This window comes from Dactylosporangium sp. CA-233914 (assembly GCF_050942935.1).
Classification (GTDB): domain Bacteria; phylum Actinomycetota; class Actinomycetes; order Mycobacteriales; family Micromonosporaceae; genus Dactylosporangium.
Genome location: NZ_CP192030.1, coordinates 4,759,106 through 4,774,202 on the forward strand (window position 1 = coordinate 4,759,106; position 15,097 = coordinate 4,774,202).

At 73.6% G+C, this 15,097-nt stretch carries 14 protein-coding genes; 6 read left to right on the plus strand and 8 right to left on the minus strand.

Going from position 1 to position 15,097, the window contains the following annotated elements; translation table 11 throughout:
• Positions 1-658 precede the first annotated feature (658 nt).
• The gene (locus ACQPY0_RS21255; protein ID WP_432991461.1) at positions 659-1,177 is read left to right on the plus strand and encodes a TrmH family RNA methyltransferase; all 519 of its coding nucleotides are present in this window, start codon (positions 659-661) and stop codon (positions 1,175-1,177) included.
• Here ACQPY0_RS21255 and ACQPY0_RS21260 read toward each other — a convergent pair.
• From ACQPY0_RS21260 to ACQPY0_RS21275, 4 genes are all read right to left on the minus strand, one after another.
• Positions 1,174-2,151, minus strand: a complete 978-nt coding sequence (locus tag ACQPY0_RS21260; RefSeq protein WP_432991463.1) for an alcohol dehydrogenase catalytic domain-containing protein — start codon at positions 2,149-2,151, stop codon at positions 1,174-1,176. The genes ACQPY0_RS21255 and ACQPY0_RS21260 overlap by 4 nt on opposite strands.
• Positions 2,148-2,333, minus strand: a complete 186-nt coding sequence (locus ACQPY0_RS21265; RefSeq protein WP_432991465.1) for a hypothetical protein — start codon at positions 2,331-2,333, stop codon at positions 2,148-2,150. Before ACQPY0_RS21265 ends, ACQPY0_RS21260 begins: the two co-directional genes overlap by 4 nt.
• 63 nt (positions 2,334-2,396) lie before the next feature.
• Positions 2,397-4,052: a diguanylate cyclase domain-containing protein gene (locus ACQPY0_RS21270; protein WP_432991467.1), complete on the minus strand. Its 1,656-nt coding sequence runs from the start codon at positions 4,050-4,052 to the stop codon at positions 2,397-2,399.
• A gap of 192 nt (positions 4,053-4,244) precedes the next feature.
• Positions 4,245-4,910 carry a siderophore-interacting protein gene (locus ACQPY0_RS21275; protein WP_432991469.1) on the minus strand — a complete coding sequence of 222 codons (666 nt, stop codon included), beginning with the start codon at positions 4,908-4,910 and terminating at the stop codon, positions 4,245-4,247.
• Between the two features lie 173 nt (positions 4,911-5,083).
• Here ACQPY0_RS21275 and ACQPY0_RS21280 point away from each other — a divergent pair, with 173 nt between their 5' ends.
• Together ACQPY0_RS21280 and ACQPY0_RS21285 are read left to right on the plus strand one after the other, a co-directional pair.
• On the plus strand, positions 5,084-6,295 hold the full coding sequence (locus ACQPY0_RS21280) for an esterase/lipase family protein (RefSeq protein ID WP_432991471.1): 1,212 nt from the start codon (positions 5,084-5,086) through the stop codon (positions 6,293-6,295).
• A 138-nt stretch (positions 6,296-6,433) separates the two neighbouring features.
• Positions 6,434-8,671 (plus strand): Hsp70 family protein, encoded by a 2,238-nt coding sequence (locus ACQPY0_RS21285; RefSeq protein WP_432991473.1) that lies wholly within the window; start codon positions 6,434-6,436, stop codon positions 8,669-8,671.
• 56 nt (positions 8,672-8,727) lie between these two features.
• On the opposite strand, the gene ACQPY0_RS21290 is transcribed toward ACQPY0_RS21285, so the two are convergent.
• Positions 8,728-9,333, minus strand: coding sequence for a TetR/AcrR family transcriptional regulator (locus ACQPY0_RS21290; RefSeq protein ID WP_432991475.1), 606 nt, complete (start codon positions 9,331-9,333; stop codon positions 8,728-8,730).
• Positions 9,334-9,629: 296 nt separating this feature from the next.
• Between ACQPY0_RS21290 and ACQPY0_RS21295 the strand changes: the two genes are divergently transcribed.
• A complete protein-coding gene (locus ACQPY0_RS21295) occupies positions 9,630-10,292 on the plus strand; it encodes an NAD(P)H-binding protein (protein WP_432991477.1) in 663 nt (220 codons plus the stop codon).
• A 66-nt stretch (positions 10,293-10,358) separates the two neighbouring features.
• Here ACQPY0_RS21295 and ACQPY0_RS21300 read toward each other — a convergent pair whose 3' ends face one another.
• Both ACQPY0_RS21300 and ACQPY0_RS21305 read right to left on the minus strand, forming a co-directional pair.
• Positions 10,359-11,789, minus strand: a complete 1,431-nt coding sequence (locus tag ACQPY0_RS21300) for a SulP family inorganic anion transporter (protein WP_432991479.1) — start codon at positions 11,787-11,789, stop codon at positions 10,359-10,361.
• A 127-nt stretch (positions 11,790-11,916) separates the two neighbouring features.
• Positions 11,917-12,714 (minus strand): mechanosensitive ion channel domain-containing protein, encoded by a 798-nt coding sequence (locus ACQPY0_RS21305; RefSeq protein WP_432991481.1) that lies wholly within the window; start codon positions 12,712-12,714, stop codon positions 11,917-11,919.
• 203 nt (positions 12,715-12,917) lie between these two features.
• Here ACQPY0_RS21305 and ACQPY0_RS21310 point away from each other — a divergent pair, with 203 nt between their 5' ends.
• A complete protein-coding gene (locus tag ACQPY0_RS21310) occupies positions 12,918-14,033 on the plus strand; it encodes a WD40/YVTN/BNR-like repeat-containing protein (protein WP_432991483.1) in 1,116 nt (371 codons plus the stop codon).
• Complete coding sequence (locus ACQPY0_RS21315) at positions 14,030-14,326, plus strand: MoaD/ThiS family protein (RefSeq protein WP_432991485.1); 297 nt, start codon at positions 14,030-14,032, stop codon at positions 14,324-14,326. The genes ACQPY0_RS21310 and ACQPY0_RS21315 overlap by 4 nt, the downstream gene beginning before the upstream one ends.
• A gap of 85 nt (positions 14,327-14,411) precedes the next feature.
• Here the strand turns inward: ACQPY0_RS21315 and ACQPY0_RS21320 are convergent, their stop codons facing one another.
• Positions 14,412-15,065, minus strand: coding sequence for a pentapeptide repeat-containing protein (locus tag ACQPY0_RS21320; protein WP_432991487.1), 654 nt, complete (start codon positions 15,063-15,065; stop codon positions 14,412-14,414).
• Positions 15,066-15,097 lie beyond the last annotated feature (32 nt).

The following is a 15,097-nucleotide window of genomic DNA, read 5'->3' on the forward strand; positions in this document are numbered from 1 at the left end:
CCGAGGACCCGGACCCCTCAGGTGGCCCGGGTCCTTTGTCGTCCCCGGGTCACTGGCGCGCCCGGACCGATGGGCGCGAACCGGACCGTCCCCGGGAGCAATCGCTCACCGTGAGACAGGTCAGCCGCCGGCCACCCGGGACGGCTACGGGCCACCCCGGCGCTGTTGCCGGCGGTTGGTCGCCGGGGTCGGCTCGTCGGCCGAGTCCGGTGTCGTATCCGAGTTCTGACGCGCCACGGGCCCCGGCTACCGCCCCGGCGGCCGAGGCCGCAGGCGACGGCCTCGCATTCTTCGAAGATTCGACTCCTGGCTCGCTGCTGCTGCGGCGGCCACGGGCGGATCGGTGCCGCCTCGGCAGTCCTGCGGCGGCGTGCCGCGGCGGGTGACGCGTTCGCCGTTGCACGGCTGGCCGCCCTCGGCCGCGGACCGGCAGGCTGACACCGCGGCGACGCGTGCGGCACCCGGCACGGGGATAACCGGGGCCGCACGCCCGTAACGGCCCGCGTGCAGGAGCGGACCGTCGCACTGCACTGTGTTCCAAGGCGTTCCAGTGCGCTATGCTGAGGCGGAACATCTTGCCGTCGATGGCCCGCGTGCGCCGCGAAGCACGCCTCACCATGCAGATCCCTCACGGTTGGAGCGCCTGCGCTCCCGTGCGGTGACCACCGCGATCCGGGTGCGGACCCCGAAAGAGATCCGTTCGAACCGTCGCAGCCGGCGGCATCGTTGCTGGGGCCACCTTGTCGCCGCGCCGCTGTGGCCGATGCACGGGGTCAATCTCGGGACGTTGCTGCGCACCTGTGATGCCGTCGGCGCGTGTCTCGCGGTGCCGCCGTTCGGGTGGGTCGACGAGGCGCTCGCCCGCGGCAATACCTTGCGGCAGCCCGCCTGCGTGCACCGCGTCAGCAATCCGCTCAGGTGGCTGGCCGAGGAGCGCGCCGGCGGCAGCCGGATTCTCGGGGTCGAGCTCGCCGACGAGGCCGTGCGGCTGGCCGATCTGCCGTCGGCTCGCAAACGTACGGTCATGGTGCTCGGCCACGAGTCCACCGGGATTCCGCCCGAGGCGCTCGATTTGCTCGACGGGGCCGTCGAGATTCCGATGGTGGGCACCGGCATGAGTCTCAACGTCGCGGTGGCGGGGAGCCTCGTGCTGTACAAGCTCGCGGGTCTGATCTAAGCGGCGGGCTCGACGAGGACCTTCAGGCCCCGGCGGGCGTCGCCCACGGAGAAGGCCTCGGCGACCTCGGTCAGCGGGTAGCGGTGGCTCACCAGGTTTCGCACGTCCGCGAGGCCGGCGGTGGCGAGGGCGAGCGTCCGCGGGTACACCTCGGGCATCCTGCGCACCATCGCCATCGTGAGGCCCTTGCGCCTCGCCGTCGCCGCGGGGAACGACGACCGGTCCGTGCTCGGGATGCCGCCGAGCACCACCCGGCCGCCGGGGCGCACCGCCGTCACGGCGGCCTCGATGGCGGCGTCGGTGCCGGCGATCTCGATGGCGACGTCGACCTCGCCGGAGCCGGGGTCGAGGATCTCGTCGGCGCCGTAGCGCAGCGCGGCCTCGCGGCGGTGGGGGAGCGGGTCGGCGGCGAGGACTCGAGCGGCGCCGGCGGCCCGGGCGAGCTGGATCAGCAGCAGGCCGATCGGGCCGCAGCCGATGACGGCGACGTGGGCGCCCAGGCGGACGTGGCCGAGGTCCACCGCGTGTACCGCCACGCCCAGCGGCTCCAGCATCGCGCCGTCGGCGTCCGTCAACGAATCCGGCAGCGGGTGCAGGCGGTCGGTGGGCCAGGCGAGATAGCGCTGCAGGCCGCCGTCGCGCCGGCCGTGGCCGGCGAAGACGACGTCGCGGCACAGGTTCGGGTGGCCGGCCCGGCACAGGTCGCAGCGGTGGCACGGGATCGCCGGGTCGACGGCGACGCGGACGCCGTCCAGCTCGCCGCCGCGGACCACGCCGGCCATCTCGTGGCCGCCGACGATCGGGTGCTCGATGCGGGCGTCGCCGATGCCGCCCTCGGCATACCAGTGCAGGTCCGATCCGCACAGGCCCACCGCGGTCACCTCGACCAGGCTCTCGCCCGGGGCCGGGACGGGCGTCGGCTCCTCGGCGACGCGGACGTCCCGGGCCGCGTGCAGGCGGGCGGCGAGGTTCATGAGCGGGGCAGCGGCACGACCAGGGGCGCGCCGGTCGCGGGGTCGGGCACCACAAGGGCCTCCAATCCGAAGATCTCGGCGAGCAGCGGCACCGTGAACACGTCCGACGGCGGGCCCTGCGCGACGATCCGGCCGCTGCGCCTCGCCACCACATGGCCGGCGAGGTTCAGGTCGTGCAGCACCATCACGATCGTACGTCCCCGCTCGCGAGCGCCATCGACGAGGCGGTCGGGGAGGTTCCGGGCTCAGGCCCCGCTGATCATGTACCGGCCCTTGCCGCCGGTCTTCGCCGCGTACATCGCGGCGTCGGCCTGGCGCAGGATGTCGTCGGCGTCCACGGCGTCGGTGCTCAGCGCCACGCCGACGCTGGCGCCGACCCGCACCCCGGCGGCCCCGGGCGGCAGGTCGGGGGAGGGCTCGTTGGGCTCGTTGACGGCGGCGATGACCCGCTCGGCGGCGGCGCGCGCGTCGCCGGGGTCGGTCAGCTGCTCGGCGAGGACCGCGAACTCGTCGCCGCCGAGGCGGGCCACGGTGTCCGCGGAGCGCACGCCGTGGCGCAGCCGCTCGGCGACCTGGCGCAGCACCGCGTCTCCGGCGTTGTGCCCGAAGCGGTCGTTGACGGGCTTGAAGCCGTCGAGGTCGAGGAAGAGCACGGCGAAGGTCAGCCCGGAGCGCTGGTGGGTGTCGAAGGCGTGCTCGACCCGCTCGTAGAACAGCGTCCGGTTGGCCAGGGCGGTGAGCGGGTCGTGCAGCGCGAGGTGGCGCAGCTCGGCCTCGCGGCGGCGCAGCCGGTCCTCGGTCGCCACGCGCCGGGCGATGTCCTCGCGCAGCGCGACGGTCGCGGCGGCGACCTGGCCGAGCGCGCGGTCACGGGCGCCGGCGAGCGTGCCGACGAGGACGGCCAGCAGCCCGGTGACGACGACGCCGCCGATGAGCGTCAGCGCGGTCATCCGCCGGTCGCCGGCCGACAGCAGCCGGTCCGTCGGGGTCAGTGCGAGCTGCCAGGTGCGCTGCCCGATCGCCAGCATCCGGTCCCGGTCGAGCTCCGGGCCGGCGGTGCCGGGCGGGCCGGCCGCGGCGGAGGCGATCACCCGCTGGATGCGGCCGTCGCGCTCGGTGAGCGTGAGCTGCACGGCGTCGCGCGCCTCGGCCCGCAGCGTGTCGTTCATGAAGTCCCCGCCCCGCACCCCGATCGTGATCCAGCCGCGGAACTGCCGCGGGTCCCGGCCGCCGCCGGCGATCCCGAAGACCGGCTGGACGAGCATCACGGAGCGCTGCTGCTGGGCGGCGGGCCGGCCGCGGTCGCGCAGGAGCACGTAGCTGCGCGAGATGGTGAACGCGGCGGTCTCGCGGGCGGTGCGCAGCGCCTGGGCGGGCTCGGCGGCCTGGCTCAGGTCCCGGCCGGGGGCTGAGTCCTGCCCGTCGAAATTGCGGTTGAGCACGACGAAGGCGTGCTCGGCGTCCGCGCCGTCCGCGGGGGTGGCGGGCACCAGGGTCAGCGACGCCGCGCCGCGTTCCCGCCAGTCCGCCTGGAGCGCGGCCACGCCGGCGTCGTGGGCCGGGGCGACGAACCCCACCCCGGCCGCGGCCGGGAGCCGTTCGCGGGTCAGGCCCGACGTCAGCGCGGCGAAGCCGGTCGCGGTGATGCGGTCCTGGGCGCCCAGGGCGACGGCGAGGTCGGCCAGGGCGTGCTGGTAGTTGCCGACCTCGTTCGTCACGGCGGTGACGGCGTCGTCGGCGTAGCGGTCCATGAGCTGGCCGGAGTAGCGGCCCTCGCCGTGGTGCACGAGCGCGGTCGCCACCGCCGTCAGGCCGCCCCCGACGAGCAGCACCACGGCGACGACCAGCGCGTTGAGTATCCGGCGCCGCCCCTCGGGCGCCGCCTCCGTCGAGCCCCGCATATCCGATGCATCGGCTCGGAGCGCCCGTACATGCGCTATGCGGCCAAATTCCGTGACTTCACGTAGTCGTCAGTTCGCAAATTGTACAGTTTTGTCTGACGCTGCTGCCCACCACGGCGTTCCTGGCGAGCCCGGCCGTGCGGAGCACTGGCCAGGCCTGCACAGCACCGCGCCGCCGCCGGACCGCCGGCCTCAGTCGCCGCCGGCGCCGAAGCCGGGCCGGCCGGGTGTCCACTGTGGCTGGACGAGCACGGCCCGGCGGGCGAATCCGTGCTGCTCGATGAGCACCCGCTGCAGCAGGCGGCAGGTGGCGCTCTCTCCGGCCACATACGCGGTGCCGGTGCCGGTGGGCAGCCGCAGGTCCTGCACGGCTCGCAGCAGCACGCGGGAGGCGACCGCGGAAGCCCGGCCCCGGTGCACCCACGGCAACGGTGGCACCCCCTCCGCGCCCGGCATCTCCTCGTCCGGGCCGGGCGCTTCGAAGACCCCGAGCACCGGGCGATCCCGGTGCAGCGCGGCCCGCATCGCCAGCAGCGGCACCGCACCCGTCTCGTCCCCGGCGAAGAGGTGGAATGCCGCCGACTCGTCGAGCGTGATCTTACTGCGCGGCGCCTCGAGCGTGACGCGGTCGCCGGGCGCGACGGCGCGGGCCCAGACACAGCCCGGCCCGCCGGCGTCGTGCAGCGCGATCCGCAGCGACAGCGCCGAGTCGCGGGGGTCGTGGCGCCAGATCGAGTACACCCGCCGGGCCTCGCCGCCGCCGGTGGGCACCCGCACCACCACGTGGGCGCCGGGGCGGCAGCGCAGGCGCGGCACGTCCGGGCCGGCGAGGTCGATCTGGCGCATGGACGCGCTCACGTCCCGCACGGAACGGACCCGAGCCGGCAGGGGCGTTCTCCTCGGGTATGTCACGCCCGCGAGCGTAGCGGGGAACGGCGCCGAGGAGCGGAATCGCGGTTTCGTGCGCCGGGCGGTCGCGCCGCCGTGATCATGATCTGGTCAGCGCAGTACGCACACCCACGGGGGTCGCAGTGTCCGAAGACCAGATCGCCGCGGCCGAGCGGCAGGCCGGCTTCCTGACCATCGCGGATCCGTTGACCGCCGAGCCGTCCACCACCACCGCCGTCCCCGAGCACGATGTGTGGGACCTGCCGAACGGGTTCGCCTGGGTGTTCCCGGGCGACAACCAGCCCGGCATCGTCAAGCCGATCGTCATGGCCGACGGGTTCAACCTCGGCCGCAGCGACCTTGAGTGGCTGTACCAGGGCCTCGAGGGCAACTATCCGCTCATCTCGGCCCTGCGGCAGCGGGGCATGTCGGTGATCCTGGTGGGCTTCCAGGAGCGCACCGCGTCCATTCTGGACAACGCGCGGACCGTTCAGGCCGCCGTCATGCGCACGATCGCGGAGCGGCTCGGCGGGCACCCGCTGACGGTCGGCGGGTTCAGCATGGGCGGGCTCATCACGCGGTACACCCTGGCGCGCTTCGAGACGGAGCGGATGGACCACCAGACGCGGACGTACTTCTCCTGGGACACTCCGCACCGCGGCGCCTCCATCCCGGTCGGCGTGCAGGCGTTCGCGCACTTCATCCCGCTCGCCAACGCCTTCGCCAGGCAGATGAACAGCCCCGCCGCCCGGCAGATGCTCTGGCAGCACTACGACCCGGGCACCGGCGCGATCCGCCCCGCCCCCGAGCGGCAGCAGTTCCTTGACGAGTTGCGGCGGGTCGGCGACTGGCCGCGCATCCCGCGCCTGCTCGGCGTGGCCAACGGTTCCGGGGACGGCTCCGACCTGAAGATCCCGGCCGGCGACACCGCGCTGAGCGTCGCACGGCTGTTCCCCGGCACCACGTTCCACATCCAGCCGACGGGCCGGGACGCCAAGGTCGCGTACCTCAAGCGCACCCTCCCGCCGGCCAGGAAGACGATCACCACCAGTGGCTTCCCGGAGATCGACAACGCGCCCGGCGGCACCCTGGACACGTTCGAGATCCTGGCCGGCGCCCTCGCGGCCAAGGGCGCCACCGTCGACCTGCGCCACCCGACGGTCTGCTTCGTGCCGACGATCAGCGCCATCTCGGCCGGCGAGCTCGCCCGCACCGAGGACCTCTACACCAACGTCAACGGCCTCGCCCCCGAGCGCTCGGACTTCGAGGACTTCCGCTGCTCCTCGACGAACACCGGCCACACCGCCATCACCCGCGAACTCGGCGAGTGGCTCGTCGAGCGGATCGCCGCCTGAGGCGAAGTGCCGCGCCCGGCCCGGCGCGGGCCGACAGGGCGGGAGGATCACGTCCGAACGGCCGCTGTGGGCGCGCGGCGACGCATCGTAACGTGTCCATGCATGAGGCTGGGCGTCGATTTCGGTACGTCACACACGGTGGCGGTACTCTCGCGCTCCGGCGGCCGCGGCGAGGCGCTGCTGTTCGACTCGTCGCCGCTGCTGCCGTCGGCGGTCTTCGCCGATCCGGGCGGCGCACTGCTCACCGGGCGCGACGCCGAGCGCAGTGCCCGGATCGACCCGGCCGCGTTCGAGCCGCACCCGAAGCGCCGCATCGACGACGTCGAGCTGTTCCTCGGTGGCCGGGGCGTGCCCGTGGTCACGCTGGTCGAGGCGATCCTGCGCCGAGTCGCCGAGGAGTCGGCCCGCGCCGGCGGCCGCCCGCCCGAGGCCACCGTGCTCACGCACCCGTCCGGCTGGGGGCCGCCGCGCCGCGCGCTGCTGCTCGACGGGGCCGCCCGGGCCGGCTTGCCGGCGGTGGCGCTGGTGCCCGAGCCGGTGGCGGCCGCGATGTACTTCACCGCGGTGCTCGGCCACCACGTCGCCGACGGCCACGCGATCGTGGTGTACGACTTCGGGGGCGGCACCTTCGACATCAGTGTGGTCCGCCGCTGCGGCGCCGGCTGGGATGTCGCGGCCGCGCAGGGGCTGGACGACGTCGGCGGGGCCGACCTGGACGCGGCGATCGTGGGCTGGGCCGGCCGGCAGGTCGCCGCGCGGGACCCGGACCTGTGGGCGCGGCTGGAGAACCCCGCCACGACCGTCGACCGGAGGCACCGGCGGGCGCTGTGGGACGACGCACGGTCGGCGAAGGAGCTGCTGAGCCGGGCGACGTCCGCCGGTCTCGCGGTGCCGCTGTTCGACGTCGACCTGCACCTGACGCGGGCCGAGTTCGAGTCGCTCGCCCGGCCCTGGCTGGATCGTACGGTCACGCTCACCACCTCGACGCTGTTCACCAGCGGGGTCAGCGCCGAGCGGATGGCGGGCGTGTTCCTGGTCGGCGGCTCGTCCCGCGTGCCGCTGGTGGCCACCCTGCTGCACCGGGCGCTCGGCGTCGCGCCCGTGGTCCTCGAACAGCCGGAGCTGGTGGTGGCGCTGGGCAGCCTGCTGGTTCACGACGCCGGTCCGCCCTCAGCAGTACCGTCTGTGCCCACCCTCGCACCGATCGCCCCGGCCCCGCCGGCTCCCGTCTCGGCTGTGCCGGTGGTCTCCGCGCCACCCGCTCCCGCGATGACCACGTCGCCCACCCCCTTCGCGGCCCAGATCTCGGCGCCACCCGCCGCCGCTTCCGTCTCACCGCCTGTCGTACCGATGGGTGCTGATCCGCACGCTGCGAACGGCTTCGATCCGCCGGCCCGGAGTCGGCGGTTCAGCTGGCGTCTGGTGGTGGCCTCCGCTGTCGTGGTACTCGGACTGGCCGGCCTGTGGCTTCACGAGAACGTGTACTACCCGCCGATGCTCATCGGCCTCTTCGCGCCGGTCACGCCGAAGCCGGTCACGATCCTGCTCGCCATGACACTGCTGGTCGCGGCGACCGGCGACGGGGCGGCACGGGCGTACCGGGCCCTCGGCGTCGCCCTGCCCGTCGCCGCCGGCTGGCTGCTGGCCCTGGTGATCCCGACGGCGGCGAACACCACGCCCGGTTACGTCCTGGACTTCGCCGACGGCCTCGCCCTGCGGCCGGTCACCATCGAGAGTTTCTACGACCAGACGCTGCACCGGATCTTCGCGGTCGCGGCGCTCCTGCCGATCCCGGCCGGGATTCTCCTGCTCGTCCGGCGCACCCGGGCCGACCCGCTCCAGCCGCCGCCGGGCCGGATCGGCCGCTGGCTGTGGGCCGGCGGCTGGGCGCTCGGCGGGGCGGTGCTGATGCTGGGCGCGGTCTCGCCGGTCGCGTACCCCCAGTGGAGCCTCGACGGCAACCAGGTGCGGGAGGTCGGCCCGCTCGAAGCCCTCTTGCACAACGGCGGCGCATTGACCTGGTACGCGGGCTTCCTGCTCGGCACGGTCGTCACCGTCGGCGCCTGGCTGCTCGTCGGCGCCGCCCTGCGCCCATTGGTCACGCGCCGGCCGGTCCTGCGCATCGTGGCCCTCGCGCTGGTCATCGCGCTCGGCCTGGCCGCGGAGCTGGGGGCCGCCTGGGACCAGGACTACATGAACAACGACGGCGACGCGATGTACCGCATCACCGAGTACTACTGGAGGAAGGTCGTGGCGCCGCCGTACCACGGCATCGCCTGGATCGAGCTGACCGTGGCGCTGCTCGTCATCGCCGCGATCGCCGTCCCGTCGTATCTGCGCTCGCGCCGCTCGGACACCCCCGCCGGCGGCAACTGACCCCCGCTGGCGGGGGTTGCCGACGACTTCCGCTTTCCTCGTGTCCGCTTCAGCGATCAGCCCGCACCGGCCCGGTCGTCAGTGACCACCGCGGTGATGATGCGGGTGAGGGTTGACACGGCGTCATCCAGCGGTGTCTCTCCGGCGATGACGGCTCGTGCAAGGGCTTCCGCAGCTGCGACAATGGCCCGGAAATTTACGACTCCCAGCGTATCGGCATGCGCGTAGGGAGTCAGCGCCTTCTGGCACTTGTCGATGTATGCGTCGACCGTGTCTCGGCGGAGCCGTTCGAGTGCGGGTGAGCCGGTGAGTGCGGCGATCACGTCCGCGAGTTCTCGCCCCTCTGCGCGCGAACACTCGATGTACGTCGCCGCGACGATTCGTGCGACCTCCTCCAGTTCGTCGTCCGCGTTCTCCAGCGAGGCGTCGAGCATTGCGTGCTGGCGAGCGTCGAACTCCCGGTACAACGCCGAGAGAAGCCCGGACCTGTCCCGGAAGTGGTCGTAGACGACCGGCTTCGCCACCTGTGCCCGTTCGGCGACGTGACCGAGCGTGAGGGCGTCCGTGCCCTCATCGCGGATGACCTCGCGCGCGACGTCAAGCAGTTGGGCATGACGAGCCTGCCGCGACAGCCGTCGCCGGGGCCCTGCTGTGCTGCTCATTGTCTCTCCTGGCCCGATAGCTACTATTCGTAGGCTGCACTTAGTAGCCTACTATTCGTAGCTTTATTCAGAAGCGGCGCGTTCGACCAGGAGGGAGCGCGGCATGTCCGCAGAGGCCGCAGGCCAGCGGATGCTGGTGCGGGAGATCATCGTCGATGACCGGCGGCGCACTTCATGGCTGGGCCGTTCCTGACGAACCTCGCGGATGCGGGCGCCCGCATCCGCACGCACAGGGCAGCTCAGTGCCGTCGGCGTCCGGCGGGCACATCCGGTAGCGAGAGATAGGTCGGCATGTCATGGACGTCTTCATCATCGGCATCAACGGCCGGATCGGCCGCCTCCTCGCCGGTGAGCTCCGCGACCGCGGCGACACCGTCAGAGGGCTCGTTCGACGCGGGCGCGACGGAACCGACCTCGCGGCGCGCGGAGTCCAGACCTGCATCGGCGATGTGGGGGCAATGACCCCGCAGGATCTCGCGTATGCGGTCCACGGAGCCGACGTGATCGTCTTCACCGCCGGTTCGAACGGCGGCGAACGACACGTGACGCAAGCCATCGACCTGCACGGTGTCACGAAGGCCGTCGAAGCCGGGAACTTGGCAGGCGTGCCCCGTTTCGCGCTGGTGTCCGTCTTCCCCGAGGCATGGCGCGAACGCGAACTCCCGGAGGATGAGGAGTACTACTTCGCGGCGAAGAAGGAAGCGGAAGTCGTGCTCACCCATAGCGACCTCGACTGGCTCATCCTCCGCCCCGCCCTGCTCACCGACGGCCCCGTCACCGGGCGGGTATCGATCGGACCAGCCGAGCGCCACGGACAGATCAGCCGGCACGATGTCGCTGTGGCGCTGGCGCTCCTGCTCCACGAACCGCGAATCAGCAGGCAGATCCTTGAGCTGAATGAGGGAAGCACCCCGACGAAGTCGGCGATAGCGCGATGCGTCCGCTCGCCGGCTGCCTAGGGCGTTGCCGAGGCGACGGCGTGGCGGTTCCGGTCTGACCGCGCACCGGCCGGCTCGACCGGCTGGTCAGCGGTCGGCGGCGACCAGGTCGGCGCCGCGGCGATCGGCCCAGTCGCGCAGGGCGGAGCGGCAGGCGTGGTCCAGGTGGTGTACCGCGGAAAGGTCCACCTCCACCGGCCGTCCCTGCGGCACCGATTCGAGGGTCGACAGGAGCTTCGGCAGGCGCAGGAAGGTCGCGTTGCCGGTGAGCACGAGGCGTACGGCATCCGGGTTCTGCACCACCGCGACCTGCAGGTGCGAAGTCTCCCACGCGGTCTTCGCGATCGCCAGGGCCAGGCCGATCAGCACGCCCTCGAACATGTTCACGGCCAGGATCGCGCCCGCCGTGGCGAGCAGGATCCATGCCTCGCCCCGGTGCGCGCGCCACAGCCGGGTCAGCTCGCCCAGCGGCAGCAGCCGCCAGCCGGCGTGGATCAGCACGCCGGACAGGGCCGCCACGGGGATGAGGCCGAGCACCGCGGGCAGCAGGGCGGCGAACAGCAGCAGCCACACCCCGTGCAGGACCCGGGCCGCGCGGGTCCGGGCGCCGGCCCGGACGTTGGCGGCGCTGCGCACCACGACCGCGGTCATCGGCAGCGCGCCGAGCAGGCCGCAGACCGTGTTGCCGGCGCCCTGGGCGAGCAGCTCCCGGTCGTAGTCGGTGCGCGGCCCGTCGTGCATCCGGTCCACCGCCGCCGCGCAGAACAGGCTCTCCGCCGACGCGATCAGGGTGAGCGCGACGACGGTGCCGGCGAGCGCGAGCCCGTGCCCGGCGGCGAGATTCCCGGCGGTGTCCAACCCTAGCGGGTGTACGGCCTGCAGCAGTCCGCTCACGTCGACCATCGGCACCGAGAGTCCCAGGGCGAACACCGCGGCGGAGGCGAGCACCACGGCCGCGAGAGGCCCCGGCACGCGGCGCAGCGGGGCGGGCATCCGCGGCCACGCGGCCAGCACGGCGATGGTGCCGGCGCCGATCGCCACCGCGGGCAGCAGCGCGTGCCCGGGCACGCCCGGCAGGTGCAGCAGCTTGCCGTGGCCGGAGGCGGGCGCGGGGACGTGGCTCATGGTGTACAGCTGCCCGACGATGAGCAGCAGCCCGATCCCGGCCAGCATGCCCTCGACGACGGCGACGGAGATGGCCCGGAACCAGCGCCCGAGCCGCAGTGCGCCCAGGGCCAGCTGCAGCAGTCCGGCCGCGGTCACCAGGACGCCGAGCGCGGCGATGCCGTACGCGGCGACGGCCTCGGCGACCAGCACGGTGAGCCCGGCCGCGGGCCCGGAGACCTGCAGGGTGCTGCCGGGCAGCACGCCGGCGACGAGCGCCCCGACGACGCCGGTGACGAGCCCGACCTCGGCCGGCACCCCGGAGGCGATGGCCACGCCCACGCACAGCGGCAGCGCGACGAGGAACACCACCGCCGAGGCGGTCAGGTCGGCCTTGAACACGGCCCGTCGCATCGCATCCCCCTCGTGTCACCGCCGACCCTAGCGGCGCCGTCGCCGCCACATCGGCCGATCGGCGTTTTCGCCTCAGCCGAACGGGGGAGGCAAGCGCGACGGCGATCGGCCGGACCGCCTGACGCGCTCAGATCCCGAGGTGCTTGCGTTCCTCGCCGGACTCGGCCCCGGCGACCACGGTCGCCAGCGCCGCGCCGTCCTGCACGGGCGCCGAGACGTCCGCGGGGACCGGCTCGGCCTCGTCCAGCCCGGCGTCGTCCGGGGCGGGACCGACGGCGGCGGCCAGCAGTGCCGAGTTCGGGATGTTCAGCGGCCCGTCCTTGGTCTCCAGCATGGTGTAGAGCAGCCCGGCCGACACGATCACGCCGACGTGCGGCCCGTTGATCGCGCCGGAGAGGACCCGGACCTGCTGGCCCGGCACGTACGGGCGGGCGAAGAGCAGGACGAGCCCGGCGAAGAGGTTGCCCAGCACCGGCTGCGCCGCGAGCCCCACGACGATGCCGGTGATCGCCCCGCCGACGAGGACCTGCCGCAGTTGGACGCCGAGCAGGTCGCACACGGAGAGCACGGCGATGAGGTACCCGCCGAGCAGCACGAACAGCCGCAGCGGCGTCCCGGCGGCGTCCCCGGCCCGGGCCACGGCGATGCGCTGCACCTCGCGGGCCGCCGTCCGGCTGGCGGCCACCCCGAAGATGGCGGTGAACAGCGCGCACCCGTAGGCGATCAGCCGCGCCCGCAGCGACGGCGCGTGCACTCCGCCGATGTCGTGGCCGGTGACGAGGAAGGCGAGCGCGAGCGTGCCGTACACGATCGTCTTGCGGAAGTCGGGCCGCACGCGCAGGTCGATCGCGCGCATCGCCGCGAGGGCCGACGGTGCGTGATGTGCCGTCCCGTTGCCGCCGCGTCGCCGTCCCAGCCAGCCCATCGCTACCTCCCGCCCGGGTCGATCACCGCCCGTGACCTTAGTTGAGGCCGGTTACGTCCCGGACCGGGCCGTCGCGGAACCCGGTCTTCATCACAGCGATGCGGCTCAGCCGGCGGACGAAGTCCCCGGTGTGGAGGCTGATTCGGCGGTCCCGGGCTGCGGGCGGGCCCCGTCCGTGTGACGATGCTGGAGGAGGTGACGCCGTGACCAGGGTTCGGGTGCTCGTCGGCACACGCAAGGGTGCGTTCGTCCTCACCGCGGACGGCAAGCGCCAGGACTGGAAGGTGGACGGGCCGCACTTCGGCGGGTGGGAGGTGTACCACGTCAATGCCTCGCCCGCGGACCCCGACCGGCTCTACGCCTCGCAGTCCGGGGGCTGGTTCGGGCAGCTGATTCAGCGCTCCGACGACGGCGGCCGCACGTGGGAGCCGGTCGGCAACGACTTCGGCTACGCCGGCGAGGTCGGGGAGCATCTGTGGTACGACGGCACGCCCCGGCCGTGGGAGTTCAAGCGGATCTGGCACCTCGAACCGTCCCGCGACGACCCGGACACGGTTTACGCCGGGGCCGAGGACGCCGCGCTGTTCCGCTCGAGCGACGGCGGGCGCGAGTGGCAGGAGCTCACCGCGCTGCGCCGGCACGACTCGGGGGCGCGGTGGCAGCCGGGTGCCGGCGGCATGTGCCTGCACACGATCATCCTCGACCCGGTGCACCGGGACCGGATCTACGTGGCGATCTCGGCGGCCGGGGCGTTCCGCTCCGACGACGCGGGGCAGAGTTGGCGGCCGATCAACCGGGGGCTGGTGTCGGGCCAGATCCCCGACCCCGACGCCGAGGTCGGGCACTGCGTGCACCGGCTCGCGATGCACCCGTCGCGCCCCGACGTGCTCTACATGCAGAAGCACTGGGACGTCATGCGCACCGACGACGGCGGGGAGTCGTGGCGGGAGATCAGCGGCGACCTGCCGACCGACTTCGGCTTCCCCATCGCCGTGCACGCGCACGAGCCGGAGACCGTCTACGTCGTGCCGATCACGAGCGACTCGGAGCACTACGTGCCGGACGGGCGGCTGCGCGTGTACCGTTCCCGCAGCGGCGGCGACGAGTGGCAGCCGCTCACCGCGGGCCTGCCGCAGACCGACTGCTACGTCAACGTGCTGCGCGACGCCATGGCGGTCGACACGTTGGACGAGTGCGGGATCTACTTCGGCACCACGGGCGGGCAGGTGTACCGCTCCGCCGACGCCGGCGACACCTGGGCGCCGATCGTGCGGGACCTGCCCACCGTGCTCTCCGTCGAGGTGCAGACGCTGCCGTGATCCGGGTCGTGCTGCCGCCGCACCTACGCAACCTGGCCAAGGCCGGCCACGAGGTCGAGCTCGACGTGTCCGGCGAGCCGACGCTCGCGGGGGTCCTCGACGCGCTGGAGGCGCGCTACCCGGTGCTGCTGGGCACGATGCGCGACCGGGACAGCGGCCGGCGCCGGGCGTTCGTGCGCTTCTACGCGTGCGAGGAGGACCTGTCCAACGCCCCACCGGACGCCGTGCTGCCCGGGCCGGTGGCGGCCGGGCGCGAGCCCCTGCTGATCATCGGGGCGATGGCCGGCGGGTAACGGCCCAGGCTCAGGCGGTCATCGCGGCGTCGACGTCCTCGGACAGCAGGTCCGGCCGGAAGCCGATCAGGTCCGGCGCATCCGTTCAGCCGGGGTGCAGATGCCCCGCGCACGTGCCGTCGGTGCTCTTGTGCCCGTCCGGGCAGACCGCGTTCACCCACGTCGTGCGGCTCAGGTCGGCGTCGTCGAGCCGTGCGCCGCGCAGGTTGGAGTCGGTGATCGTCGCGCCGGCGAGGTCCGCGCCGCGCGCGTCCGCCCCGGCCAGGTCGGCGCGCACGAACGCGACGGCGCGCAGATCGGTGCCGCGCAGGCGAGCCCGCCGCAGTCCGACGTCGGTGAGGTTGCTGTCGCGCAGCACCGCGCCGCCGAGGTCGGCGCCGTCCAGGCGTACACCCGAAAGCTCCGCCGCCTGCGCGACCGCCAGGGTGAGATCGGCTCCGGTCAGATCGACGTCGTTGAGGGCGCCGTCGCGCAGCGTCGCCCGGTGCAGGTTCGCCCCGCCCAGGTTCAACGGCCCGACCGGCCCGTCGAGGACCGCACGTTCGAGGTTCGCACAGCGCTGCGGCCCCTGCCCGAGGTCGGCGGCGGTGACCGTGCGGCCGCTGAAGTCCGCCGCGCCCGGATCGGCGCAGCGGTGGCCGTGGTCGGGGCCGCCGCCCCCGTGGCAGAAGGTCAGCCCGGCCGCCACGAGGGCGAGCGCCACCAGGTACAGCGCGCCGACGGTCCGCGGGGCCGGCATCGCGTGAACCTGCCCGGGCCGGCGCTGCGCAA

Excerpts from the sequence above, each read along its gene's own strand:
- ACQPY0_RS21300 (WP_432991479.1), bottom strand. The coding sequence starts at position 11,789 with ATGCGACGGGCCGTGTTCAAGGCCGACCTGACCGCCTCGGCGGTGGTG.
- ACQPY0_RS21270 (WP_432991467.1), bottom strand. The coding sequence starts at position 4,052 with ATGCGGGGCTCGACGGAGGCGGCGCCCGAGGGGCGGCGCCGGATACTC.
- ACQPY0_RS21295 (WP_432991477.1), top strand. The coding sequence starts at position 9,630 with ATGGACGTCTTCATCATCGGCATCAACGGCCGGATCGGCCGCCTCCTC.
- ACQPY0_RS21305 (WP_432991481.1), bottom strand. The coding sequence starts at position 12,714 with ATGGGCTGGCTGGGACGGCGACGCGGCGGCAACGGGACGGCACATCAC.
- ACQPY0_RS21260 (WP_432991463.1), bottom strand. The coding sequence starts at position 2,151 with ATGAACCTCGCCGCCCGCCTGCACGCGGCCCGGGACGTCCGCGTCGCC.
- ACQPY0_RS21290 (WP_432991475.1), bottom strand. The coding sequence starts at position 9,333 with ATGAGCAGCACAGCAGGGCCCCGGCGACGGCTGTCGCGGCAGGCTCGT.
- ACQPY0_RS21320 (WP_432991487.1), bottom strand. The coding sequence starts at position 15,065 with ATGCCGGCCCCGCGGACCGTCGGCGCGCTGTACCTGGTGGCGCTCGCC.